At 65.4% G+C, this 23,640-nt stretch carries 28 protein-coding genes; 21 read left to right on the forward strand and 7 right to left on the reverse strand.

Going from position 1 to position 23,640, the window contains the following annotated elements:
- The first annotated feature begins 59 nt into the window (after positions 1-59).
- The 9 genes from JQ566_RS27910 to JQ566_RS27950 all read left to right on the forward strand — a co-directional run bounded on the left by JQ566_RS27910 (position 60) and on the right by JQ566_RS27950 (position 7,983).
- Positions 60-467, forward strand: a complete 408-nt coding sequence (locus JQ566_RS27910; protein WP_212378372.1) for a hypothetical protein — start codon at positions 60-62, stop codon at positions 465-467.
- Between the two features lie 112 nt (positions 468-579).
- Positions 580-2,457 (forward strand): molecular chaperone HtpG, encoded by a 1,878-nt coding sequence (gene htpG / locus JQ566_RS27915; RefSeq protein WP_212378374.1) that lies wholly within the window; start codon positions 580-582, stop codon positions 2,455-2,457.
- Between the two features lie 129 nt (positions 2,458-2,586).
- Positions 2,587-2,865, forward strand: coding sequence for a DUF3551 domain-containing protein (locus JQ566_RS27920; protein ID WP_212378376.1), 279 nt, complete (start codon positions 2,587-2,589; stop codon positions 2,863-2,865).
- Between the two features lie 9 nt (positions 2,866-2,874).
- Positions 2,875-3,165, forward strand: a complete 291-nt coding sequence (locus tag JQ566_RS27925) for a DUF3551 domain-containing protein (RefSeq protein ID WP_212378378.1) — start codon at positions 2,875-2,877, stop codon at positions 3,163-3,165.
- Between the two features lie 190 nt (positions 3,166-3,355).
- Positions 3,356-5,170, forward strand: coding sequence for a long-chain-acyl-CoA synthetase (locus JQ566_RS27930; protein ID WP_212378380.1), 1,815 nt, complete (start codon positions 3,356-3,358; stop codon positions 5,168-5,170).
- Between the two features lie 145 nt (positions 5,171-5,315).
- Entirely contained in the window at positions 5,316-5,561 is a 246-nt protein-coding gene (locus JQ566_RS27935) for an acyl carrier protein (RefSeq protein ID WP_015688794.1), read from the forward strand.
- Positions 5,548-6,930 carry a class I adenylate-forming enzyme family protein gene (locus JQ566_RS27940; protein WP_212378382.1) on the forward strand — a complete coding sequence of 461 codons (1,383 nt, stop codon included), beginning with the start codon at positions 5,548-5,550 and terminating at the stop codon, positions 6,928-6,930. The genes JQ566_RS27935 and JQ566_RS27940 overlap by 14 nt, the downstream gene beginning before the upstream one ends.
- Positions 6,923-7,645 (forward strand): SDR family NAD(P)-dependent oxidoreductase, encoded by a 723-nt coding sequence (locus JQ566_RS27945; RefSeq protein ID WP_212378384.1) that lies wholly within the window; start codon positions 6,923-6,925, stop codon positions 7,643-7,645. Before JQ566_RS27940 ends, JQ566_RS27945 begins: the two co-directional genes overlap by 8 nt.
- Before the next feature lie 128 nt (positions 7,646-7,773).
- Positions 7,774-7,983 carry a hypothetical protein gene (locus JQ566_RS27950; RefSeq protein ID WP_212378386.1) on the forward strand — a complete coding sequence of 70 codons (210 nt, stop codon included), beginning with the start codon at positions 7,774-7,776 and terminating at the stop codon, positions 7,981-7,983.
- 8 nt (positions 7,984-7,991) lie between these two features.
- Here the strand turns inward: JQ566_RS27950 and JQ566_RS27955 are convergent, their stop codons facing one another.
- A complete protein-coding gene (locus JQ566_RS27955) occupies positions 7,992-8,390 on the reverse strand; it encodes a hypothetical protein (RefSeq protein ID WP_212378388.1) in 399 nt (132 codons plus the stop codon).
- 209 nt (positions 8,391-8,599) lie between these two features.
- Between JQ566_RS27955 and JQ566_RS27960 the strand changes: the two genes are divergently transcribed.
- Positions 8,600-9,745 carry a DUF3095 domain-containing protein gene (locus tag JQ566_RS27960; RefSeq protein ID WP_212378390.1) on the forward strand — a complete coding sequence of 382 codons (1,146 nt, stop codon included), beginning with the start codon at positions 8,600-8,602 and terminating at the stop codon, positions 9,743-9,745.
- Between the two features lie 171 nt (positions 9,746-9,916).
- On the opposite strand, the gene JQ566_RS27965 is transcribed toward JQ566_RS27960, so the two are convergent.
- The 3 genes from JQ566_RS27965 to JQ566_RS27975 all read right to left on the reverse strand — a co-directional run bounded on the left by JQ566_RS27965 (position 9,917) and on the right by JQ566_RS27975 (position 12,454).
- The gene (locus JQ566_RS27965) at positions 9,917-10,351 is read right to left on the reverse strand and encodes a DUF2147 domain-containing protein (RefSeq protein WP_212378392.1); all 435 of its coding nucleotides are present in this window, start codon (positions 10,349-10,351) and stop codon (positions 9,917-9,919) included.
- 107 nt (positions 10,352-10,458) lie between these two features.
- Positions 10,459-11,844 (reverse strand): MATE family efflux transporter, encoded by a 1,386-nt coding sequence (locus tag JQ566_RS27970; protein WP_212378536.1) that lies wholly within the window; start codon positions 11,842-11,844, stop codon positions 10,459-10,461.
- An 82-nt stretch (positions 11,845-11,926) separates the two neighbouring features.
- Positions 11,927-12,454: a GNAT family N-acetyltransferase gene (locus tag JQ566_RS27975; RefSeq protein WP_212378394.1), complete on the reverse strand. Its 528-nt coding sequence runs from the start codon at positions 12,452-12,454 to the stop codon at positions 11,927-11,929.
- A 244-nt stretch (positions 12,455-12,698) separates the two neighbouring features.
- On the opposite strand from JQ566_RS27975, the gene JQ566_RS27980 reads away from it, so the two are divergent.
- The 11 genes from JQ566_RS27980 to JQ566_RS28030 all read left to right on the forward strand — a co-directional run bounded on the left by JQ566_RS27980 (position 12,699) and on the right by JQ566_RS28030 (position 20,835).
- Entirely contained in the window at positions 12,699-13,295 is a 597-nt protein-coding gene (locus JQ566_RS27980) for a superoxide dismutase (RefSeq protein ID WP_212378396.1), read from the forward strand.
- 204 nt (positions 13,296-13,499) lie between these two features.
- Complete coding sequence (locus JQ566_RS27985) at positions 13,500-14,111, forward strand: permease (protein WP_212378398.1); 612 nt, start codon at positions 13,500-13,502, stop codon at positions 14,109-14,111.
- Entirely contained in the window at positions 14,108-14,608 is a 501-nt protein-coding gene (locus tag JQ566_RS27990; protein ID WP_212378400.1) for a hypothetical protein, read from the forward strand. The genes JQ566_RS27985 and JQ566_RS27990 overlap by 4 nt, the downstream gene beginning before the upstream one ends.
- Before the next feature lie 56 nt (positions 14,609-14,664).
- A complete protein-coding gene (locus JQ566_RS27995; RefSeq protein ID WP_212378402.1) occupies positions 14,665-14,901 on the forward strand; it encodes a hypothetical protein in 237 nt (78 codons plus the stop codon).
- Positions 14,902-14,903: 2 nt separating this feature from the next.
- Entirely contained in the window at positions 14,904-15,659 is a 756-nt protein-coding gene (locus JQ566_RS28000; protein ID WP_212378404.1) for a metal ABC transporter ATP-binding protein, read from the forward strand.
- 6 nt (positions 15,660-15,665) lie between these two features.
- The gene (locus JQ566_RS28005; RefSeq protein ID WP_212378406.1) at positions 15,666-16,535 is read left to right on the forward strand and encodes a metal ABC transporter permease; all 870 of its coding nucleotides are present in this window, start codon (positions 15,666-15,668) and stop codon (positions 16,533-16,535) included.
- A gap of 2 nt (positions 16,536-16,537) precedes the next feature.
- Positions 16,538-17,401 (forward strand): metal ABC transporter solute-binding protein, Zn/Mn family, encoded by an 864-nt coding sequence (locus JQ566_RS28010; protein ID WP_212378408.1) that lies wholly within the window; start codon positions 16,538-16,540, stop codon positions 17,399-17,401.
- Positions 17,402-17,458: 57 nt separating this feature from the next.
- Positions 17,459-18,499: a CobW family GTP-binding protein gene (locus JQ566_RS28015; protein ID WP_212378410.1), complete on the forward strand. Its 1,041-nt coding sequence runs from the start codon at positions 17,459-17,461 to the stop codon at positions 18,497-18,499.
- Positions 18,499-19,518 carry a WD40 repeat domain-containing protein gene (locus tag JQ566_RS28020; protein WP_212378412.1) on the forward strand — a complete coding sequence of 340 codons (1,020 nt, stop codon included), beginning with the start codon at positions 18,499-18,501 and terminating at the stop codon, positions 19,516-19,518. The genes JQ566_RS28015 and JQ566_RS28020 overlap by 1 nt, the downstream gene beginning before the upstream one ends.
- A gap of 153 nt (positions 19,519-19,671) precedes the next feature.
- Positions 19,672-20,388, forward strand: coding sequence for an MgtC/SapB family protein (locus JQ566_RS28025; RefSeq protein ID WP_212378414.1), 717 nt, complete (start codon positions 19,672-19,674; stop codon positions 20,386-20,388).
- 102 nt (positions 20,389-20,490) lie between these two features.
- The gene (locus tag JQ566_RS28030) at positions 20,491-20,835 is read left to right on the forward strand and encodes a hypothetical protein (RefSeq protein ID WP_212378416.1); all 345 of its coding nucleotides are present in this window, start codon (positions 20,491-20,493) and stop codon (positions 20,833-20,835) included.
- Positions 20,836-20,985: 150 nt separating this feature from the next.
- Here the strand turns inward: JQ566_RS28030 and JQ566_RS28035 are convergent, their stop codons facing one another.
- The 3 genes from JQ566_RS28035 to JQ566_RS28045 all read right to left on the reverse strand — a co-directional run bounded on the left by JQ566_RS28035 (position 20,986) and on the right by JQ566_RS28045 (position 23,616).
- Positions 20,986-22,428, reverse strand: coding sequence for a homospermidine synthase (locus JQ566_RS28035; protein WP_212378418.1), 1,443 nt, complete (start codon positions 22,426-22,428; stop codon positions 20,986-20,988).
- Between the two features lie 64 nt (positions 22,429-22,492).
- Complete coding sequence (locus tag JQ566_RS28040) at positions 22,493-22,882, reverse strand: RidA family protein (RefSeq protein WP_212378420.1); 390 nt, start codon at positions 22,880-22,882, stop codon at positions 22,493-22,495.
- Positions 22,883-23,028: 146 nt separating this feature from the next.
- Complete coding sequence (locus tag JQ566_RS28045; protein WP_212378422.1) at positions 23,029-23,616, reverse strand: GNAT family N-acetyltransferase; 588 nt, start codon at positions 23,614-23,616, stop codon at positions 23,029-23,031.
- Between the last annotated feature and the right edge of the window lie 24 nt (positions 23,617-23,640).

Raw genomic sequence — 23,640 nt, forward strand, 5'->3', positions numbered from 1 at the left:
CCCCCGATCCTTCGGCGGCGTTGTTCCCGCGATCGCCATGGGGCGAGGGATCGACAGCCATGTCACAGATTCAAAAGGTATTTTTGTGCGCCGTCGCGATCGTCGCCACGCTCGGCGCTGTGCAATTAGCCTCCGGCCACGATCTGGCTGACCGCTGGCAAGCGGTCGCCGACAAGGCTGACAAGCCGAGCCACGACGTCAATCGCGCCGCGAAGGCGGACCGGCTCGCGGAGATCAAGCCGGCAGCAGTTCCTACCCGCACGGTGTCGATGCGGCTGAACGACCTCGCCGATACGTCGGTGCTGCTGCGGGTCCCCGCGGTGATCGAGGCCGGCAACGCCAAGCCGCCAGTGCTGCTCCAGAACCAGAAGAAGCCTCGCACCAAGCCGACGATCGCCTGTGAGCCGATGGTCAGCTCCCTGACCGAGGTCGCCAGGCTGCTCCAGCCCGGCCGCTGCGTGACCTGATCCGGGCCTGTTGTGAGGCGGCCCCGCCGGGCGGATGCTTCACATCCTCTTGATCCGCCGTCGCCTCGCGCTATATCCGGGTTCCTCCGTTTTGTTTTGACCGGGTAAGCGCATGACGACGTCAGATACGGCTGTGCATACGCAGCCTTTCCAGGCCGAAGTTTCCGAACTGCTGCACCTGATGGTGCACTCCGTTTATTCGGAAACCGACATCTTCCTCCGCGAACTCATCTCCAATGCCTCCGATGCCTGCGACAAGCTGCGCTACGAGGCCATCGCAAGTCCGGCTCTGCTGGGCGAGGGCGACGCGCTCAGGATCCGCATCGTCCCGAACAAGACGGCCAAAACGCTCACCATCGCCGACAACGGCATCGGCATGGAGCGGCAGGAGCTGATCGACCACCTCGGCACCATCGCCCGTTCCGGCACCAAGGCGTTCGTGTCCAAGCTGAAAGAGGCCAAGGACGGGCTCGGCCTGATCGGCCAGTTCGGCGTCGGCTTCTATTCCGCCTTCATGGTCGCCGAGAAGATCGTCGTGATCAGCCGCCGCGCCGGCGAGAGCGACGTCTGGACCTGGACGTCCTCCGGCGGCTCCGGCTTCGAAATCGCCCGTGCCAGCGACGAGGAGGCGGCGCGCGTGACGCGCGGTACCGAGATCGTGCTGCACCTGAAGGACGACGCCAAGAAATACCTCGAGACCTACGAGATCGAGCGCATCGTCACGGCCTATTCCGACAACATACTGTTTCCGATCGAGCTGGTGCCCGAAGAGGGCGAGCCGCGCCAGATCAATTCGGCGAGCGCGCTGTGGCAGCGCTCCAAATCCGAGCTGACGGCAGACGACTACAAGAAAGCCTATCAGCAGATAGCCTCCGCCTTCGACGATCCCGCGATGACGCTGCACTACCGCGCGGAAGGGCGCTACTCCTACGCCGTGCTGCTGTTTGCGCCCTCGACCAAGCCGTTCGACCTGTTCGAGCCGAACCGCAAGGGGCGGGTGAAGCTCTACGTCCGGCGCGTCTTCATCACCGATGATGCCGATCTGTTGCCGGGGTACTTGCGTTTCATCCGCGGCGTCGTCGACAGCGAGGATCTCCCGCTCAACATTTCGCGCGAGATGCTCCAGAACAATCCGCAGCTCGCGCAGATCCGCAAAGCCGTGGCGACCCGGGGCGTATCCGAGCTCGAAAGCCTTGCCGACAAGGACCCGGAGAATTTTGCCAAGATCTGGGACGCCTTCGGCGCGGTGCTGAAGGAAGGCATCTACGAGGATTTCGAGCGGCGCGAAAAGCTGCTCGCGCTGTCGCGCTTCACCACCACGTCGGGCGACAAGCGGTCGCTGAAGCAGGTCATCGCCGATTTCAAGCCGAACCAGACCGAGATCTATTATCTCGTCGGCGACAGCATCGAGCGGCTGAAGTCCAATCCGCGGCTGGAAGCTGCGACCGCGCGCGGCATCGAGGTGCTGCTGCTGTCCGATCCTGTCGATGCCTTCTGGACCTCGATGCCGTCGGAGTTCGAAGGCAAGCCGCTGAAGTCGCTGAGCCAGGGCGATCTCAATCTCGACCTGATTCCGCGCCTCGACGAGGCGGACGAGGCGAAGAAGGACGAGCCGGCCGCGGATGAAGCGGCCACCATCGCCGTGATCAAGGCCGCGCTCGGGGAGCGCGTCAGCGACGTCAAGGCCTCGACGCGCCTCACCAGCTCGGCCTCCTGCCTCGTCGCCGACAGCCAGGGCCCCAGCCGCGAGCTCGAGCGCATCTTGGCGCAGCAGAACCGCGGCATGAAGACCAAGCCGATCCTCGAGATCAACCTGCGCCATCCGCTGGTCACCGCAGTCACCAAGGCGCAAGCTGGCTCGAAGGTCGTCGACGATCTCAGCCTGCTCCTGCTCGAACAGGCGCAGATCCTGGACGGCGAATTGCCGGAAGACCCGGCGGCGTTCGCGGCAAGGCTGAACCGGCTCGTGTTGCAGGGGCTGGGCGCGTAGCGCCGCAGCCCCACCGTACTCACCTTGCCGTCATCTATCTCCAGGAACAGTCGCGTCCGCCGTGGTGTTATGCCATATGAAGCCGCCGGCCTCCGATCCGCCGGCGGCTACTGACTTGAGGATTTCTCCATGCGTTTGCTGACTTTGACCCTCACGGCGGTTGCCGCGCTGTTCGTCGCGGCCGATGCCAGCGCGCAGACCTACGATCCCCGCTATCCCGTGTGCATGCACGTCTATACGCCCGGTGGCTTCGCCGGTGGCGGCGGTGACTATTACGACTGCTCCTTCACGTCGCTGCCGCAGTGCCGCGCCACGGCGTCGGGCCGCGCGGCGAGCTGCGACCTCAATCCCTATTACGCCTTCGACGAACGCCCGCCGCCGCGCCGGCGCCACAAGAAACAACACTAGCGGTCCGCAATGCCGTTTTCGCGGATATTCACGTTGCATCGTCCGCTCGGCCTGACCATCGCCGTCGGTGCCTTGCTCGCCGCCGCGCCGTCGCATGGGCAGACCTTCGATCCCCGCTATCCCGTCTGCATGCACGTCTATTCCGGCGCGAATGGCGGTGGCGGGGACTGGTATGACTGCTCCTTCACCTCTCTTGCGCAGTGCCGCGCCACCGCTTCGGGGCGTGCCGCGACCTGTGACCTCAATCCGTATTATACGGTCAACGCGCCGCCGCGCCTGCGTTACAGGCGAAGCGGTTAGCGCCGGGGGATCGCCGGCCGCAAGCGGGGCTGGGGGACACGCGCAGCGCTAGGTCGCACGCCGATCGGGCCGGCCCGGTAAAGGATCACTAGAGTTAATCGCGCACTAACCGGCTTTTACCTTGTCTCTTAACGCCTGGGCAGGGCGCCGTGGACTAAGCTGCCGGGACCAGCAGACACGTTCCGAAAGCATGAACGGCATGACCACCGGCGTCATCGAGCAAACGAAAGCCGCGCGCGCGCCGTCGGCATCGAAGATCTGGCTGAAGGCCATCGAGCTCACCGCGCGGATCGAGACGCTACCGGGCCGGCTGTTCGCCGACGTTGTCGACGATTGGGCGCGGCGCCAGCCCGGTCGCATCGCACTGGTCACGGATGACGCAGCGCTCGACTATGAAGGCTTGTCGAAGCGCATCAACCGCTATGCGCGCTGGGCGCGCTCGGTCGGCGTGGCCAAGGGCGATACCGTTGCGCTGATCATGCCGAACCGCGCCGACTATGTTGCCGCCTGGCTCGGCATCAGCCGGATCGGCGGCGTGGTTGCACTGATCAACACCAAGCTCGTCGGCCAATCGCTCGCGCATTGCCTCGACGTCGCAAGGCCGGCGCATATCATCGTCGCGCACGATGCGATGGCGACGCTGGAGAGCGCGAAGCCCTATCTGAAGACAGAGGCAAAGATCTGGACTCACGGCGATGCCCGCGGTGAGCGTGCCATCGACGTCGCGCTCGCCGTGCTCGACGACGGTCCGCTCCTCGCGGAGGAGCATGGCGACGTCACGATCGACGACCGTGCGCTGCTGATCTACACCTCGGGCACCACTGGCCTGCCCAAGGCGGCGAGCATCAGCCACCGCCGCATCCTCAATTGGGGCTTCTGGTTCGCCGGTCTCACCGGCGCGAGCCCGCAGGACCGGCTCTACGATTGCCTGCCGCTGTTCCACTCGGTCGGCGGCATCGTCGCGCCGTGCAGCATGCTGGCTGCCGGCGGCTCGGTGGTGCTTGCCGAGAGGTTCTCGGCCTCGCATTTCTGGTCCGACATCGTGCGGCATGACTGCACGCTGTTCCAGTATATCGGCGAGCTCTGCCGCTATCTGCTCAAGGCGCCGCCGTCGGAATACGAGAACCGGCACCGCTTGCGGCTCGTCTGCGGCAACGGCCTGCGCGGCGACATCTGGGAAGATTTCCAGGCGCGCTTTTCCATTCCGCGCATCCTCGAATTCTACGCGGCGACGGAAGGCAATTTCTCGCTGTTCAACGTTGAGGGACAGCCGGGCGCGATCGGGCGCATCCCGCCGCTGCTCGCGCACCGCTTTCCGGCCAGTCTCGTCAAGCTCGACCCGGATAGCGGTGCGCCGCTGCGCAATGACGAGGGCTTCTGCATCGCATGCGCGCGCGGCGAGGCCGGCGAAGCCATCGGCCGCATCGGCACCGCGGAGGAGGGCGGCGGCCGCTTCGAGGGCTACACCGATGTCGGTGAGACCGAGACGAAGATCCTGCGCGACGTCTTTGCCAAGGGCGATGCCTGGTTCCGTACCGGCGATCTGATGCGGATCGACGACAAGGGTTTTTTCCATTTCGTCGACCGCATCGGCGACACCTTCCGCTGGAAGGGCGAGAACGTCGCGACCTCGGAGGTCAACGACGCCGTGCGCGATTTCACCGGCGTGGTCGATGCCACCACCTACGGCGTCAGCATTCCCGGCACCGACGGCCGGGCCGGCATGAGCGCAATCGTCGTGAACGAGGGTTTTGACATCACCGCGCTGCCTGCCCATCTCGCGCAACGCCTGCCGGCTTACGCCCGCCCGGTCTTCATCCGCATCTCGTGCGAGCTCGATGCCACCGAGACCTTCAAGCAGAAGAAGGGGGATCTCGCGCGTGAGGGATTTGATCCGGCCGCGATCTCCGATCCGCTGTTCGTGCTCGATCCGAAGTCCGGTGCCTATGTGGCGCTGGACGGGCAGGCGTATGCGGCGATCTCGGACGGTACGATCAGGCTGTAGCGGCACCAAAATCGAGAGATAGGTCCAATTTTATCTGAATTGTCCAAGAAGCCATTTACTTCTGTCGGGTAAACAGACGGCCATGGGGAGGCGGTCATCAAGAGCCGCCGCAACACCGAAATCGATAACAAAAAGCGAGCCAGCCATGTCGGTAAGGTCTAAGGTCATTGAAGCGATCCAGCAGATCGCCAAGGAGCAGCACGTCACGCTTCCCGCACTGTCGGACGATCTGTCCCTGCACGAGACGGGCTTCGACTCGCTCGCCTTCGCGATTCTTGTGGCGCGCCTCGAGGACGAGACCGGCGTCGACCCTTTCACCATTTCCGAGGATGCCGCGTTCCCCGCCACGGTGGGCGATTTCGTGCGGGCCTACGAAAATGTCCCCGCGTGAGATCTTTGCGCTTCGCGACCATCTCGGCGCGGAGCTGAAGGGCCGCACGATCTCCGATGCGCACGACGTCGTGTCGCTGACCGACATCCTGTCGCACACGGTTTTGGGCGGCCGGCTGCACGAATTGTCCGGCCGCGCCATGCTGCTCAGGCTGTCCGACCAGCTCCGGTCGGGCCTTGCCATGATCGAGCTCGACGGCATCGCCCGTCGCATGCTGCTGTGTCCGCCCGATCTCAACCCGGCGCATCTCGACACCTTGATCGCGGATGCCGGGATCGATGCCGTCGTCACCGACGAGCCCGGTCGCTGGGCGGAGACCGGCGTGCCGCTGGTCGTCGCCGCGCATTTGCCGCTTCAAGCCGCCGCGCCGGCCAGGACCGAGCGCGCCACCGAATGGCTGATGCTGACCTCGGGCACCTCAGGCGTGCCAAAGATCGCCGGCCATACGCTGGAAGCGTTGACCGGCGCGATCGTTGCCGAAGGTCCTGCGCGCGGACCTGCGCCGGTCTGGGCGACGTTCTACGACATTCGCCGCTATGGCGGCCTGCAAATCTTCCTCCGGGCTATCCTCTCCGGCGGCTCGATGGTGCTGTCGGACCCGCATGAGGCATTGGCCGATCACGTCGTGCGGCTGAACGCGCGCGGCGTCTCGCATATCTCCGGCACGCCCTCGCATTGGCGCAAGCTCCTGATGAGCGGCTCGGCCGCGCAATTCGCACCTCGCTACGTCCGTCTCTCCGGCGAGATCGCCGACCAGGCCGTGCTCGACGGCCTGAAGGCGGCGTTCCCGAATGCCTCCGTCGGCCACGCCTACGCCTCGACCGAGGCTGGCGTCGGCTTCGCGGTCAATGACGGGCTCGAGGGTTTTCCGGCCGACTATCTCGGCAACCGCAATGGCGTCGAGATGAAGGTCGTCGACGGCTCGCTGCGGATCCGCTCGGCGCGCACCGCGCATGCCTATGTCGGCCGCAATGCGGCGGCGCTCACCGATGCCGACGGCTTCGTCGACAGCGGCGACATCGTCGAGCTGCGCGGCGACCGCTATTATTTCGTCGGGCGCCGCGGCGGCATCATCAATATCGGCGGGCTGAAGGTCCACCCCGAGGAGATCGAGGCGGTGATCAACCGCCATCCCGACGTGCGGATGTCGCGGGCCAAATCCCGCAAGAGCCCGATCACCGGCGGCATCGTCGTTGCCGACGTGATCCTCACCGACGGCACCGATCCGGCGCGCGCGAAGGAGATCCGCGACCAGATCCTGGATCAGTGTCGCGCCCAGCTCGCGTCCCACAAGGTGCCGGCGGTGATCCGCTTCGTCGAGGCGCTCGACGTCACCCCGGCCGGAAAACTGGCGCGCACCGATGCATAACGTTCTCGTCACCGGCGGCAGCCGCGGCATCGGCCTTGCGATTGCGAGGCGCCTCGTTGGTGCAGGCTTCAACGTGATCGCGGCCGCGCGGCGCGAAAGCGACGAGCTCAAGGGCGCGATTGCCGAGGCCGAGGGGCGCCTGCATTTCCGCGCCTGCGATCTCGCCGTGATCGACGCGATCCCGGCCTTCGCAAAACTGGTGCGCGACGAGTTCGGCCCGATCTACGGCCTCGTCAACAATGCCGGCCTCGGCACCGAAGGCCTGCTCGCCACCATGCACAATTCGGAGATTGCGGCGCTGGTGCAGCTCAACGTGCTGTCGCCGATCATCCTCACCAAATATGTCGCGCGGCAGATGATGGCCGATGGTGCCGGCCGCATCATCAACATCTCCTCGATCATCGCGACCACGGGCTACAACGGCCTGTCGGTCTACGGCGCGACCAAGGCGGCCGCCACCGGCTTCACCCGCTCGCTCGCGCGCGAGGTCGGCAAGCTCGGCATCACCGTGAATGCGATCGCTCCGGGCTTCATCGACACCGAGCTCACCCACAATCTCTCCGACGAGGGACGCAAGCGCATCGCCGGCCGCAGCGCGCTGCGTCGCCTGCCGGAGACGGGCGACGTCGCGCGCATGGTGGAATACCTGCTGGGAGAAGGCGGCCGCAATGTCACCGGGACGGTGTTCACGGTCGACGCGGGGAATACGGCATAAGCGGAACTCTGCCGCCATGATCGCGTTGATCCGGCACAATGACATCCAGCCGGATTTGGTCGTAAAATGTTCTATAATCGGTTGGGTTACGTCAATCGATCTGCCCTAATCGACAGGGGGAGCAGTCCATGACCGCGCCAAGCATGACGGCTTCAAATCAGGGCCACACGGAGCAATCCCGTGCGGAGCCGGACGATGTCCACTCCCCGCCGATGACGCATCAGAATTCCGGCAGTCACGGGCATGAAATGTACCCGCAGCAATTCGTTCGCCTGATCGGCTGCCATGATGCGTCTCTCGACACCTTGCGCAAGCATCAAGACGAGAAGCTGCACTAATTCAGCTATCACGTCCGCTGCTTCGGCAAGTCCTTCGGCAGGTCAATTCGTTCGTGCGAAAATTCCGGCGGCCCTTCGGTGAGGCGGCGGACGCGGCGCTCGCGTTCGTCTGCCGGCAGGGCGGGATCGAGCAGCGACTCGATCTCGTGTACTGCGATCTCTTCGATCTTGGTGGCGTCCGATGCGATCGGGTGCGCCGACGTGAGGGCCGGGGGGGCGATCTTCAGGCCCAGCTCGATCAGCTTGCAGATCGCATCCGAGCGGGTCAGGTAGTGCGCTTCCGCCCAGGCATCGACGGCTGCCGTCAGTCGTTCGGGCATCTTCACTGCGCTGATCGGGTCGATGCCCGTGCGTCGGCGGACCGGAGGGGTGGAGTCCTTGCTGCCGAAGTCGGACACCTCGATCATCCCATGCAACCCTTAAAACTGACAAACGATAGCCGCTCTCCCCCGGCGGTCGTTTGATGCCGATCAATGACCCGCCGCGGCATTGCAGCGCGGCCGCATCTTGTTGTCGGAGGCCGTTTCGGCCAATGATCGAAAGGGGAGGCCGGCCAGCGAACCCGGATCGATCCTGCCACGTATTTGTCTCGTATTCCAGCCATCCGGCATTCCCGATGACCTCAGGCGAATCCTTCTACAGCGGCATTCCGGTCTTCCGCGGCTTCACCAGCCTGATGGATCCGGTGCTGTATTCGCCGCTGCCGGACGACTGGAGCATCGGCGTTGCCGACATCGTCGATTCGACCAAGGCGATCGCGGCGCAGCGCTACAAGGCGGTGAACATGGCCGGTGCCGCCGTGATCGCGGCGATGACCAATGCGCTGGAGGGGCGGGAATTCCCCTTCGTGTTTGGCGGCGACGGCGCGAGCTTCGCGGTTGCGCCGGACGATATCGAACTTGCCCGCGAGGCACTGGCTGCGACCGCGACCTGGGTGCGAGAAGATCTCGATCTGACCATGCGCGTCGCACTGGTGCCGGTCAGCGTCATTCGCGCTCAAGGTCTTGACGTGCGCGTCGCCCGCTTCGGGCCGTCGGCAAACCTGTCCTACGCGATGTTCTCGGGCGGCGGGCTTGCCTGGGCCGACGCCGCGATGAAGCGCGGCGAGTTTGCGGTCGAGGAGGCGCCCGCCGGCGCACAACCGGACCTCTCGGGCCTGTCGTGCCGCTTCGAGGTGATGCCGGCTGCGCGCGGCCTGATCCTGTCGGTGCTGGTGATGCCGACGCGCGGCGTCGATTCGCACGCCTTCCGCAAGGTGATCGAGGACATCATCCATCTCGTGGAGCGCAGCCCGGAAGGCGGCCGCCCGGTGCCGCCGCAGGGGCCGCCGCTGAAATGGCCGCCGCAGGGGGTGGAATTCGAAGCCCGCACCAGGCGCGGCGGTCCGCTGCTCGCGCGCAGAGCCAGCGTGCTGGCCTATACGCTGTTCGCCTATCTCATCATGCGCTTCGACATCAAGATCGGCGGTTTCGTGCCCAGCCTCTACAAGCGCCAGGTCGTCGAGAACTCGGACTTCCGCAAATATGACGACGGCCTGCGCATGATTCTGGACTGCACCCCGCAGCTCGAGCGCGCGTTGAGCGATCGTCTCGCGGCCGCCGCGCGCGACGGCATCGTGCGCTACGGCCTGCACCGGCAGGATGCCGCGATGATGACCTGCTTCACGCCGTCGGCGCTGCGCAGCGACCACGTCCACTTCATCGACGGTGCGCGGGGCGGCTATGCATCGGCGGCGACGGCGTTGAAGGCGATGGCGGCGTAAGGGTTCCGTGTCCCGGACGCGCTGCGGCACCGAAAGCGCGTTCACGCGCGTCTTCGACGCGCTATGGTGACGCTGCGCAGAGCCGGGACCCAGAGCGCCGCAATGGGCCCCGGCTCAGCAGCGCATCACTATGTGCTGCGCTGCGTCCGGGGCACGAGAGCATTACTGTCCTCAGCGCCCCGCGCGCGTCCAGGTTTCACCGCCGCAGAGCGCGCCGACGCAGCCTTCGACCCGAAGCGTTTCCGCGCCGGTGAGGCTGATGTTGCTCGCATAGGTGCTGCCGTCGTCGGCATTGTAGATCTGGCCCGACCATTTGTTCGGTCCCGCCGGCTCCATGCCGCTGAACAATGGCAGGCCGATCATCGGGCGCCTGGCGAGCGCGGGATTGGGATTCTTGCTGTCGGTGGCGGGCTGGCCGGTTGAGGTGTCATAGGGCTCGCGCAGCCAGACGATATGGCCGCAGATGCCGCCGCCGCATTTGCTGATCTTGACGCGTGCATCGCCCGCCTGGGTCAGCCAGGTCCCGTCAGCGCTCTGCGCATGGGCGCTCGTTGCGCCAAGCAGAGCAGCCAGGAGGACGAAAGGAATCGCGAATCTGCCGAACATGGAGAGAGCCCCCGAAAATGACGGCGCCTCCATAGCAGCCCGGCAGGATAGTGCAACGCCGGCTGGAATCACATTCCTGCGTTCATTGGCTGAATATCTGCCTGCGATCATTTGCCCCATCGCACGAGGGCGACCGAGGCCGCGGTCGACAGCCCGAACACGACCATGGCGCCGCCGACCAGCGCGAACAAGGTCCAGGCCGGCGCCTGCGCCATCATGAGACCGATCCCGCCGATCGCGACGATCAGCAGCCGTGCGGTGGAAGCGAGCACGGGACCGCCGACGCGTGCGGCGCCTTGCGAGGAGAAATACAGCGACACGCCCATGCCGAAGAACACGAAGGCCGGACCTGCCCAGCGGAAATAGCTGTGCGCGGCGGCTGTGACGCCGGGATCCCGCGTGAACAGTGCGACCCACAGCGACGGAGCAAGTGCGACGGCGAGGCCGATCAGGCCGACCGTGAGTCCGGAGGCCGCAGCCGCCGTCCAGGCCACATGCCGCGCGCGCGTCACATGACCGGCGCCGATCGCGATGCCGACCATCGGCACCGAGGCGATACCGAAGGCGAAAGTGATCGGGATCAGCAAGAACTCCAGCCGCGATCCGATGCCGTAGCCGGCCAGCATCTCGGTGCCGAAGGTCGCGAGGATCTTTGTGAAGATCAGAATGGTGAGCACGGTCTGGAGCGGCGACAAGCAGGCCACCGCGCCGACTTTGAGGATGTCCAGGAACATCGCGCGCTCGAAATGGAAGGTGCGGAAATCGAGCGGCAACCGGCTGCGCCCGGACAAGAGATACCAGAGGAAGAAGATCGCGGCGCAGCCGAACGCGATCAGCTGGCCGCTTGCGACGCCCGGCATGCCGAATTGCGGTACGCCGAACAGGCCGAGCCCCAGCGTGCCGCCGAGCGCGATCTGGAGCACGCTCGCCCCGATCAGCGTCATCGAAGGCAGGCGCATGTCGCCGGTGCCGCGGATCACGGAGGCAAGTGTGTTGACGAGCCAGATCGCGACCGCGCCGGAGAACAGCACCTGCGAATAGCCAGAGGCCTCCTCAAGCACGCGCTCGCGTCCCCCGAGCAGCGCGAAGAAGGAGCGGCCAAAGACCAGCATCATCACCGTGAAGAACAGCCCGCCGCAGAAGCCGATGATGGCGGCATGCAGCGCCAGCGTCGCGGCGCGGTCGCTATTCCCCGCACCGAGCGCGCGGCTGATCGCCGACGATACCCCGCCGCCCATCGCGCCCGCGCTCATCATCTGCGTCAGCATCGCGAACGGAAATACCAGCGCGATCGCGGCGAGCGGAATGGTGCCGAGCCGGCCGATATAGGAGGTCTCGGCCACCGCAACCAGCGTGCTGCCGACCATCGCGATCATGTTGGGGATCGCGAGCCGCAGCAGCGTCGGCAGGATCGGCGCGGTCAGGAGGCTGGCGATTGGGGAAGCGACCGGGGCAACCGGCGGGACGGCGTCTGCAGGGGCGTCGATCGTCATGTGCCACGGTGCGGAATATTGGATGATGATCGACATATTATAGGGTATGAGGCGGCCGGCGCAGCCCTTGCTCACGCAGGGCTCACCAGGGCAGGCCGCATAGGTCGATGGTGCCCAGCGTCGGCGCGCGGACGATGTCGAAGACGTAGGGCGCCATGTAGTCGAAGCGGATCCGCCCCTCCGGCTGCTCGCAATAGACCTCGCCCTTGAAGGGCTGCCATTTGCGGGCCTCGTAGAACGCGAAATTGTGCGGCTCGCAGAACAGCAGCCCGAAGCGGACCGCCTCGTTGGCGCGCATGGTATGCACCGCCGCGTCGATCGCGATCGTCGCGTAGCCGCGGCCGCGCCGGTCCTCGCGCGTGCAGACGCCGCCGATGCCGCCGACGTGAACTTTCTGCCCGTTCCAGGTGACGGTGCGGAAGTAGATGCCGACATGGCAGACGAGGCCGTCCTCGGGCGTTTCGAGCAGCACACGAAGATGGGCGTTGTCCCATTTGACGTGAGCCCAGGGCTTATTCGCGACCAATTGCGGTCCCCAGACCGCCTGAAGAAGCGGCTCCGCAATCGGCCACGAGGCGTCGCCGTTCAAAATGTCGATCTCGATGCTCATGGCTCTGTCTCTCGCAACGTCGGTGCGTAGGGAATTCGTTCTGCCATAAGCGCCTCAAAGGCAATGATAATTTGCATCGAGCCATCACGACCGCGCGGTGTCCGCGTGCTGCGACGATTTTATGCAATCGTGCCAAGCATCCCCATCCCGCGTTTTCGAAATTCTGAGGTATTTAATGGCGGCGGAACCTTCTATAAGGGGTAACCGTTAGAACTCGTTCCCCACCAGTTGCGGACAACAACCCATGACCTTTACGCTGCCCCCACTCCCTTACGCCTATGACGCCCTCGGCCAGTACATGTCGAAGGAGACGCTGGAATATCACCACGACAAGCATCATCAGGCCTACGTCACCAACGGCAACAACGCGCTCAAGGGGACCGAATGGGAAGGCAAGTCCCTTGAAGAGATCGTCAAGGGCTCGTTCGGCAAGAACCCCGCGGTGTTCAACAATGCCGGCCAGCACTACAACCACATCCACTTCTGGAGCTGGATGAAGCCCAATGGCGGCGGCACCAAGCTGCCTGCCAAGCTCGAGAAGAAGATCAACGAGGACCTCGGCGGCTTCGATAAGTTCAAGACCGACTTCCAGGCGGCCGGCGTCGGCCAGTTCGGCTCCGGCTGGTGCTGGCTCCAGGTCAAGAACGGCAAGCTCGAGATCTCCAAGACCCCGAATGGCGAGAATCCGCTGGTGCACGGCGCTACCCCGATCCTCGGCTGCGACGTCTGGGAGCATTCCTACTACATCGACTACCGCAACCGCCGCCCGGACTATCTCAAGGCGTTCGTCGAGAACCTCGTGAACTGGGAATACGTGGAGTCCCTGTTCGAGAAGGCGTGAGTTCTCACCTCGTCATTCCGGGTTCGCACTTCGTGCGCCCCGGAATGACGGAAGTAAAAGGGCGGTCGCACCAGCGGGCCGCCTTTTTTGCTGTGCGGAATTGCCCTGCGTGGTGCGCGCATGGGTCTGTCATCACACCGTTTGCATCACCTCGCCGGCGCCCTTAATCAGGACGGGCATCACCCTCGATCCGACCCGAGCCCGTTGTCAGAACCTTCCCCGAAAGACCCGGCGCCCGCCGAGGACGCGGAGTCCGAGCCGCGGCCGGGGCGTGTGCGCAAGCCGATCGGCTGGTCGACCATCATCATCGCGGCCCTGGTGGCGGTCAGCGCGGCGCTGGTCTGGCGGCGTGATGGCAGCGCCGGCGTTCTCGACATCCTCACCCACGATCTCTCGCTGTTCTCTGGCATCCTGCCGCGCGTGCTGGCCGGCTGCCTGCTCGGCGCCTTCATCTCCGAGATCCTGCCGCACGAAAAAGTCTCTCGCTCGCTCGGGCCGAAATCCGGCCTGATGGGCCTTCTGATCGGCACCGCCTTCGGCGCAATTTTGCCCGGCGGTCCCTTCACCGCTTATCCCGTGGCGAGCGCGCTGCTCGCGGTTGGCGCCGATTTCGGCGCCACCATCGCCATGGTCGTGAGCTGGACGCTGATCGGCTACGGCCGGGCGGTCGCCTGGGAAATCCCGATCATGGGCACCGATTTCACGCTGTGGCGGATCGTGATCTCGCTGCCGCTGCCGGTGCTCGCCGGCGCCCTCGGCCGCTTCGTCTATATCAGGCTCTATCCGAAGCAGCTTGCGAAGGACGACGAGAGTTGAGCGCAGCGCTTCTGATCGACATCCTGTTGTGGGGCTCGGTGCTCGGCGTCGGCCTGATCGCGTTTCGCCGCGGCCCGCCGGTGTTCAAGGCATCCTTGCGCGAAGGCTCGATGGATTTCGTCAACATCGTGCCGCGGATCGCGCTGGGGGTGATCGGCTCCGGCTACATCGCCGCCATCATCCCCCAGGAGGTGATTACCGGCTGGCTCGGCCCGGATAGTGGCTGGCTTGGGGTTGCCACCGCCGCGATCGCCGGCGCGGCCACGCCCGGCGGCCCCGTGGTCGGCTTCTCCATCGGCACCGTGGCGCTGAAGTCGGGCGGTGGGGTGCCGCAAGTGGTCGCCTATGTCGTCGCCTGGGCGCTGTTCGCCTTCCAGCGGGTGATTCTGTGGGAAATCCCGTTCATGCCAGCCCGCTTCGTCTGGTTCCGCTGCGCCGTCTCGGTGCCGTTCCCGTTCGTGGCGGCCGCCATCGCCATGGTGATCGGTAAGCCCTGAGCCCGGGATGACAGCCAGCCGTGGACAGGCGTAATGTTATAATATAACGTTCTGGGATGGTTCCTGCCGCGTCACACGCTCACCATCACGACCATGCCCATGGCCATTCTCATGGCCACGGGCATTCGCATGGGCACGACCACATCCACGCCCATGTTCACGATGCGGCCTCACCGCATCCGGCCCAGGCGGCGCCCTGGTCGATCCTGCGCATGACCATGGCGGGCCGTCTCGCGGCCGCGCTCGCCGTCTGCGCCGTGCTCTGGGGCATCGTCTTCCTGGCGATGAGGTGACCATGGCAGCGCTGCACTTTCACAACGTCACGCTGGGCTATGACCGGCATCCGGCCGTGCACCATCTCAACGGCGAGGTTGTGCGAGGCGCGCTGGTCGCCGTGATCGGTCCGAACGGCGCCGGCAAGTCGACGCTGCTGCGCGGCATCGTCGGCATCCTCAAACCGCTCGACGGCAGCATCCATCTCGGCGGGCTCGACAGCAGAGACATCGCCTATCTGCCGCAAAGCGCGGAGATCGACCGCAGCTTCCCGATCTCGGTGTTCGATTTCGTCAGCACCGGGCTGTGGCGCGGGGCCGGCCTGTTCGGCGGCATCGGCAAGGCCGCGCGCGAAAAGATACGTCGTGCGATCGCGTCCGTTGGCCTCAGCGGTTTCGAGAACCGTCCGATCGGCACGCTCTCCGGCGGCCAAATGCAGCGCGTGCTGTTTGCGCGTGTGCTGCTTCAGGACGCGAGCCTGATCGTGCTGGACGAGCCGTTCAACGCCATCGACAGCAAGACCACGGCCGATCTGCTCGCGCTGGTGAAGCGCTGGCATGTCGAGGGCCGCACCGTGCTCGCCGCACTGCACGACATGGAGATGGTGCGCAACCATTTCACCGAGACGCTGGTGCTGGCGCGGGGCCCGGTCGCGTGGGGCCCGACGGCGGAGGTGCTGACGCCGGAAAACCTGATGGTCGCGATGCGGATGTGCGAGGCTTTCGACGATACCGCCGCGGCCTGCGCGGCCGACGATATCGGCTCGCGGGCGGCCTGATATCCGATGATCTATGATGCGCTGATCGGTCCGTTCACCGAATTCGAGTTCATGCGGCGGGCGCTCGCCGCCGCGATCGCGCTGGCGCTGGCCGGCGCGCCGATCGGCGTGTTCCTGATGCTGCGGCGGATGAGCCTCGTCGGCGACGCCATGGCGCATGCGATCTTGCCCGGCGCCGCAATCGGCTTCCTGCTCTCCGGTCTCAACCTGTTCGCGATGACGGCCGGGGGCCTGATCGCCGGCTTTGCGGTGGCGATCCTCGCCGGCGTGGTCGCGCGCTCGACCGGGCTGAAGGAGGACGCTTCGCTCGCGACCTTCTATCTGGCCTCGCTCGCGCTCGGCGTCACCATCGTCTCGATCAAGGGCACCAATATCGATCTGCTCCACGTGCTGTTTGGCAACATCCTGGCGATGGACGATCAGACGCTGCTGGTGGTGGCTTTCAACGCCACGGTCACGCTGCTGGTGCTCGCGGTGATCTACCGCCCGCTGGTGATCGAGAGTGTCGACCCCCTGTTCCTGCGCACCGTCAGCCGCGCCGGGGGACCTGCGCATCTCGCCTTCCTCGCGCTCGTCGTCATCAACCTCGTCAACGGCTTTCAGGCGCTCGGCACGCTGCTTGCGGTCGGCCTCATGATATTGCCGGCTGGCATCGCGCGGTTCTGGTCGCGCGATCTCACCGCCATGATTTGCATCGCCGTCGTTGCTGCCGCAGTCTCGGGCTATGCGGGCCTCGTGCTGTCGTTTCAGACCCGCGTGCCATCGGGCCCAGCGATCATTCTCGTGGCGACGGTGCTCTACGTGGTCTCCGTCCTGTTCGGCCGCGTCGGCGGTATCGTCCGGCAGCTGTTTCCCGGCCGGCATCTGGAAGCGTGACGATGCGGCTCATCCTGCTTTGTGCGCTGTTGCTGATTGGCTCGCCGCTGCATGCTGCGGAGCGGCTCAACGTGGTCGCAAGCTTCTCGATCCTCGGCGATTTCGTCCGCAACGTCGGTGGTGACCGCGTCAATCTGACGACGCTGGTCGGCGCCGACAGCGACGTCCACGTCTATACGCCGGCGCCCGCCGACGCGAAGCGGATCGCGGATGCAAAGCTCGTCATCGTCAATGGACTCGGCCTCGAGGGCTGGTTGCCGCGTCTCGTCCAATCCTCCGGCGGCAAGGCAACGGTCGTCACGGCCAGTGCCGGCATCGCACCGCTGAAGCTCGGCTCAGCCGCGGATCCCCACGCCTGGCAGTCCATCCCGAACGCCAAGATCTACGTGACCGACATCGCCAATGCGCTCGCCGCGGCCGTCCCGGCCGAGGCGGACTTCTTCCTCGCCCAGGCCAAGGCCTATCTGGAAAAGCTCGAAACACTGGACCGCGAGGTCCGCGACGCCGTGGCGAAAATCCCGCCAGAGCGGCGCAAGGTGATCTCCACCCACGACGCCTTCGGCTATTTTTCCGCCGAGTACGGTATCCGGTTCATCGCTCCCCTGGGCGTCTCGACGGAAACCGAACCCAGCGCGCGCGACATTGCGGCCATCATCGGCCAGATCAAGGCCCAGAAAATCCCGGCCGTGTTCCTCGAAAATATCAGCGACGACCGGCTGATCCGGCGGATCGCGGCCGAGACTGGCGCAAGGGTCGGCGGGACCCTGATTTCGGACGGTTTGACCGGCGAAAAGGGGCCTGCACCCACTTACATTGACATGGTCAGGCACAATATAAAGGCCCTGACCAGCGCGCTTGACCACTAGGGCAGGGGCCACCCCGCCTCGCGTCGCGCGAAAAAAGCCTTAAAGTCCGGAGTTGTTATGTCTGACGCGACCTCCCAAAAGATTCCCGTGACCGTCCTGACCGGCTATCTCGGTGCCGGCAAGACCACGCTCTTGAACCGCATCCTGTCCGAGAACCACGGCAAGAAATACGCCGTCATCGTCAACGAATTCGGCGAGATCGGCATCGACAACGACCTCATCATCGGCGCCGATGAGGAAGTGTTCGAGATGAACAATGGTTGCATCTGCTGCACCGTGCGCGGCGACCTCGTCCGCATCATGGACGGCCTGATGAAGCGCAAGGGCAAGTTCGACGCCATCATCGTCGAGACCACCGGTCTCGCCGATCCGGCGCCGGTCGCCCAGACCTTCTTCGTCGACGAGGACGTGCAGAAGAACGCGCGGCTCGACGCGGTGGTCACGGTCGCCGACGCAAAGTGGCTGTCCGACCGTTTGAAGGATGCACCCGAGGCCAAGAACCAGATCGCCTTTGCCGACGTCATCGTGCTGAACAAGACCGACCTCGTCAACAAGGGCGAGCTCGCCGAGGTCGAGGCCCGCATTCGCGGCATCAACCCCTATGCGAAACTCCACCGCACCGAGCGCTGCTCGGTGGCGCTGGCCGACGTGCTCGACCGCGGCGCGTTCGACCTCGACCGCATCCTCGACATCGAGCCGGATTTCCTGGAGGCCGACGATCATGACCACGACCATGATCATCACCACCATCACGGCCACGATCATCATCACGGCAACGGCCTGAAGCATTATCACGACGAGGAGATGCAGTCGCTCTCGCTCAAGACGGACAAGCCGCTCGATCCCAACATGTTCATGCCCTGGCTGCAGAACCTGGTGCAGGTCGAGGGCGGCAAGATCCTGCGCTCCAAGGGCATCCTCGCCTTCCACGACGACGAGGATCGCTACGTCTTCCAGGGCGTCCACATGATGCTGGAGGGCAACCACCAGCGGAAGTGGAAGGACGGCGAGCCGCGCGAGAGCCGGCTCGTCTTCATCGGCCGCGAATTGCCTGAGGAGGCGATCCGCAAGGGTTTCGAGAGCTGCATCGTCTCGTGATGAAAGAGTTTACGCCGTCCCCGGATTCCGCTTCGATCGTCTCTGTCACCGACCGGGTCAAGCCTGTTACGCTCGGCATGGCCGTGACCTCGGTGCACTTCCTTGGCCCTCGCGCCGCTTTCGTCGGCGGCGAGGAGAACGTCGCGTTCGTCGACGCCAAGGGTGAGATCACCAAGGTCGCCGTGCACAGCGGCGGCATTCTCTCGACCGCTTCCGACGGCAAGAGCCTCGTGATGGGCGGCGACGACGGCAAGGTCGTCTCGCTCGACGCCAAGGGCGAGGTGACGCTGCTCGCCACCGACCCCAAGCGGCGCTGGATCGACGCGGTAGCGCTGCACGCCGACGGCGCCTTCGCCTGGTCGGCCGGCAAGACGGCTACCGTCAAGAGCGGCAAGGCCGAGGAGAAGTCGATCGACGTGCCTTCGACCGTCGGCGGCCTTGCCTTCGCGCCGAAGGGCCTGCGGCTCGCGATCGCGCATTACAACGGCGTGACGCTGTGGTTTCCCAACATGGCGGGATCGGCCGAATTCCTGCCCTGGGCCGGCTCGCATCACAGCGTCGCCTTCAGCCCCGACAACAAGTTTCTCGTCACCGCGATGCACGAGCCGGCACTGCATGGCTGGCGGCTTGCCGACAACAGGCACATGCGCATGACCGGCTATCCCGGCCGCGTCCGCTCGATGTCCTGGAGCGTGGGCGGCAAGGGGCTCGCGACCTCGGGCGCCGACACCGTCATCATCTGGCCGTTCGGCAGCAAGGACGGTCCGATGGGCAAGGAGCCCGCGATGCTCGCCCCGCTGCAGGCGCGCGTGTCCGTGGTCGCCTGCCATCCCAAGAACGACATCCTCGCCGCCGGCTACAGCGACGGCACAGTGCTGATGGTGCGGCTGGAGGACGGGGCGGAAATCCTGGTCCGCCGCAACGGCACGCCGCCCGTGGCCGCGCTCGCCTGGAACGCCAAGGGCACGCTGCTGGCCTTTGCCGACGAAGATGGGGATGGCGGCCTGCTGGAGCTTTAATCTGTCATCTTTCAGGTCGTAGGGTGGGCAAAGGCGCTCTTGCGCCGTGCCCACGTTCTGTTTGCGTTGACGGGAGCCGTGGGCATGCTTCCGCCTTCGCTCTTCGAGCTACGGCGGACAAGTCGCTTTGCCCACCTACGGCAGCTCACATTCATGCGGTTTCTGACGACCTTCCAGCTTGCCGATTTCGCCGACACGCTGGTCAGCCTGACCACGGCCTTCGTGCTGGGCACGCTGATCGGCGCCGAGCGGCAATACCGCCAGCGCACCGCGGGCCTGCGCACCAACGTGCTGGTCGCAGTCGGCGCCGCCGCCTTCGTCGACCTTGCCATGCATCTGGATGGCGCCGAGGGCGCGGTGCGGGTGATTTCCTATGTCGTCTCCGGCATCGGCTTTCTCGGCGCCGGTGTCATCATGAAGCAGGGCATGGACGTGCGCGGCCTCAACACCGCGGCGACGCTGTGGGCCTCGGCCGCGGTCGGCTCCTGCGCCGGCGCCGATATGGTCGCGCAGGCGGCCGCGCTGACCGTGTTCGTCATCGCCGGCAACACCATGCTGCGTCCGCTGGTCAACGCCATCAACCGCATTCCCCTCAACGAGAAGGCGTTGGAGGCGACCTACTATTTCAAGCTGGCGGTCGCGGCCGACGCTCTTCCGGATATGCGCGACCGGCTCGTCGAGAAGCTCGAGGCTGCGAAATATTCGGTGGCCGATATCGATGTGGCCGAAATCGGCGACGGCATTCTGGAGATCGCCGCCAGGCTGGTCGCAAGCGCGGTCGACCCGAACGAGCTGAACGCGGTGGCAACCGATCTGCAGCATCTGCCGGGCGTGCGGCATGCGACCTGGGAGGTCAGCACGACGGAGTGAGGGCGGCGTTTTGGCGCGCAAGGGGGCGGGTTCCCGCTTCTTCGGTCCCGGAACCGGCGCGCCCCGGTTTCGTTGATTCCGCGGACAAAGGCGGTGATCGACATGCCCGGCCACGATGACAAACGCAGACTGAAGCTCGATCTGGCAATTGCCGCTGCGCTGTTCGCAGCCGGCGTCGTGGTGTCGGTGATATCGCTCGCGCAAATCCGTGCCGAAAATCGGCTGGAGCTGGCACAGGCGACGCCACCGCTTCAGGGCACCCCGTCCGACGATCAAAGCAAGACACCTGCCAAGACACCTGCGGAGTCCAAGCCCGGCGGCGACCGGCCCACCACCCCGGCGCCCGAACCGGCGCGGCCGGATTCCCAGACGCAGGGTGCGGCGACCAAGCCTGCATTGCCGCAGGCGCCGCCTGAGAAGATCGCGCCGCCGATCGAGAAGAAGTAGGTCTCTCCGTCATTCCGGGGCGCGCGAAGCGCGAGCCCGGAATCCATTTATCCGCACGCACTGCCGCCCGATGGATTCTCTGATGTGCAATTGCGCATCATAGCTCGACGCTACGCGTCGCCCCGGAATGACGGGCGGAGAGAGTCCGCCTCACCGCACCAGGATATTCCGGAACTGCCAGGGATCGCTCGTATCGATATCCTCCGGAAACAGTCCCGGACGATCCGTCAGCGGCGTCCAGTCGGTGTAGAAGCCGTTCACCGGGCCGAGATACGGCAGCTGGATTTCCAGGAGGCGATCGAAGTCCATCTCGTCGGCTTCGACGATGCCCTCGTTCGGGTTCTCCAGCGCCCACACCATGCCGCCGAGCACGGCGGAGGTCACTTGCAGGCCGGTGGCGTTCTGGTAGGGCGCGAGCTCGCGGGTCTCCTCGATGGAGAGCTGCGAGCCATACCAATAGGCATTGTTGTCGTGGCCGAACAGCAGCACGCCGAGCTCGTCGATGCCGTCGACGATCTCGTTCTCGTCGAGGATGTGGTGCTTCTCCTGCATCTTCCCGGCGCGGCCGAACATTTCATGCAGCGACAGCACGGCATCGTCAGCCGGATGGTAGGCATAGTGGCAGGTCGGCCGGTAGATCGCCTTGCCCGACGCGTCGCGCACGGTGAAATAATCGGCGATCGAGATCGACTCGTTGTGGGTGACGAGGAAACCGTATTGCGCGCCGCGGGTCGGGCACCAGGTGCGCACGCGCGTGTTGGCGCCGGGCTGCATCAGATAGATGGCGGCGCCGCAGCCGGCTTCGTGGGTGCGTGCATTCTCGGGCATCCATTTCTCATGGGTGCCCCAGCCGAGCTCGGACGGCTGCACGCCTTCCGACAGGAAGCCTTCCACCGACCAGGTGTTGACGAAGACGTCGGGCTCCTTCGGCTTCTTGGAGCGCTGGGTGTCGCGTTCGGCGATGTGGATGCCCTTGATGCCGGCCTGCCGCATCAGGTCTGCCCATTCGGCCTTGGTCTTCGGCTTGGGGGCATTGAGCTTCAGATCGGCGGCGACATTGAGCAGCGCCTGCTTGACGAAGAACGAGACCATGCCGGGATTGGCGCCACAGCAGGAGACCGCCGTCGTCGAGCCCGCCGGGCGCGCCTTCTTGGCGGCCAGCGTCACTTCGCGCAGGGCGTAGTTCGAGCGCGCTTCCGGGCCCTTCGAAGCGTCGAAATAGAAGCCGAGCCAGGGCTCGTTGACGGTGTCGATATAGAGCGCGCCGAGCTCGTTGCAGAGCTCCATGATGTCGGTCGAGCCGGTATCCACCGAGAGATTGACGCAAAAGCCCTGTCCGCCGCCCTCGGTGAGCAGCGTGGTCAGCACCTCGCGGTAATTGTCCTTGGTCAGGCCCTTCTGGATGAAGCGGACATTGTGCTTCTCGCAAAGCGCCTTGCGGCCCTCGTCCTTGGGATCGAGCACCGTGATGCGCGACTTGTCATAGTCGAGGTGCCGCTCGATCAGCGGCAGCGTGCCTTTGCCGATGGAGCCGAAGCCGACCATGACGATGGGGCCGGTGATCTTCGCGTAGATCTGCGAGGGAGGGCTCATGGGATAGTTTCTCCGGAACGTGCTGGCGGACAAAGGGTGGGTGGTTCAGGCGCTGCGGCGCTTGTCAGATGCTGCGGCGCTTGGCGGTGACTTCGATCTCGACCTTCATCTCGGGCTTGGCGAGGGCAGAGACGACCAGCAAGGTCGCAGCCGGCCTGATGTCGCCGAGAACCTCGCCGCAGACGGCAAAGTGGGCATCGATGTAGCTGGCGTCGGTGACGTAGTAGGTCGCACGGACGATATCGGCCATCTCGAATCCGCCCTCCTTCAGGGCGGCTGCGATGGTCTTGAAGCAGTTGCGTGACTGGCTCGTGACATCGGTCGGCATCGTCATCGTCGTGTAGTCATATCCGGTGGTTCCCGCGACGAAGGCGAACTCGCCGTCGATCACGGCCCGGCTATAGCCGACGGTCTTCTCGAGCGGAGAACCGGTGGAGATCAGGCGACGGGACATATTTCGAACCTCGGCTGAAGGGGGTGTTTCGCGGGGTTAAAGGGCGTTTCCGGCGCCTGCGCAACCCCAAAGGAACGGGCTTGGTGCAGGCGCGGCCGGGCGTTGCCGCTCAGTGCGGCTTGGGTCGTCGCGACGAGAGCGATCCCTTAGGCCGCGTGCGCCTCAGGTGCGCGAACCGACCTCCGTTTGGGCAAGGCCGCGCCGGTCGGGACGATCATCCCGGCGGCGCCATCGAGCGCACCTTGGGCGAACTCGATCGCCAGCAGCCGGTCGCGCTCGAACGGGCCGGGCAGCGACAGCTCGGCCGTCTTCTCGGCCGAGAAGCCGAAGCGGGCGTAATAGGGCGCATCGCCGAGCAGGATCACGGCTTCATGCCCGCGCGCCCGGGCGGCGGCCAGCGCTTGTTGCATCAGCGCGGCGCCGATCCCGAGCTCGCGGCAGGCAGGGTCGACCGCCAGCGGTCCGAGGACCAGAGCGGGCCTGCCTCCGGCGCTGACATGCCACAGCCGCACGGTTCCCACGAGCTTGCCCTCGCGCATCGCCGACAGGGCAAGGCCTGCAGCGGGCGCGCGTCCGTCGCGCAGGCGCTGGCAGGTGCGGCCGTGGCGGGTCTCGCCAAAGCAGGCATCGAGCAGCGCTTCACGCGTCGCGACGTCGGCAGCACGTTCCGCACGGATCGCGAACGGAGCGGCTTTCGAGGTGAGGGCAATCTGTGGCTTCCGAGGAGCAGTCATGGCACGTCAGTCCCCGCTTGAATC

Source organism: Bradyrhizobium sp. SZCCT0231 (genome assembly GCF_018130245.1).
Classification (GTDB): domain Bacteria; phylum Pseudomonadota; class Alphaproteobacteria; order Rhizobiales; family Xanthobacteraceae; genus Bradyrhizobium; species Bradyrhizobium japonicum_F.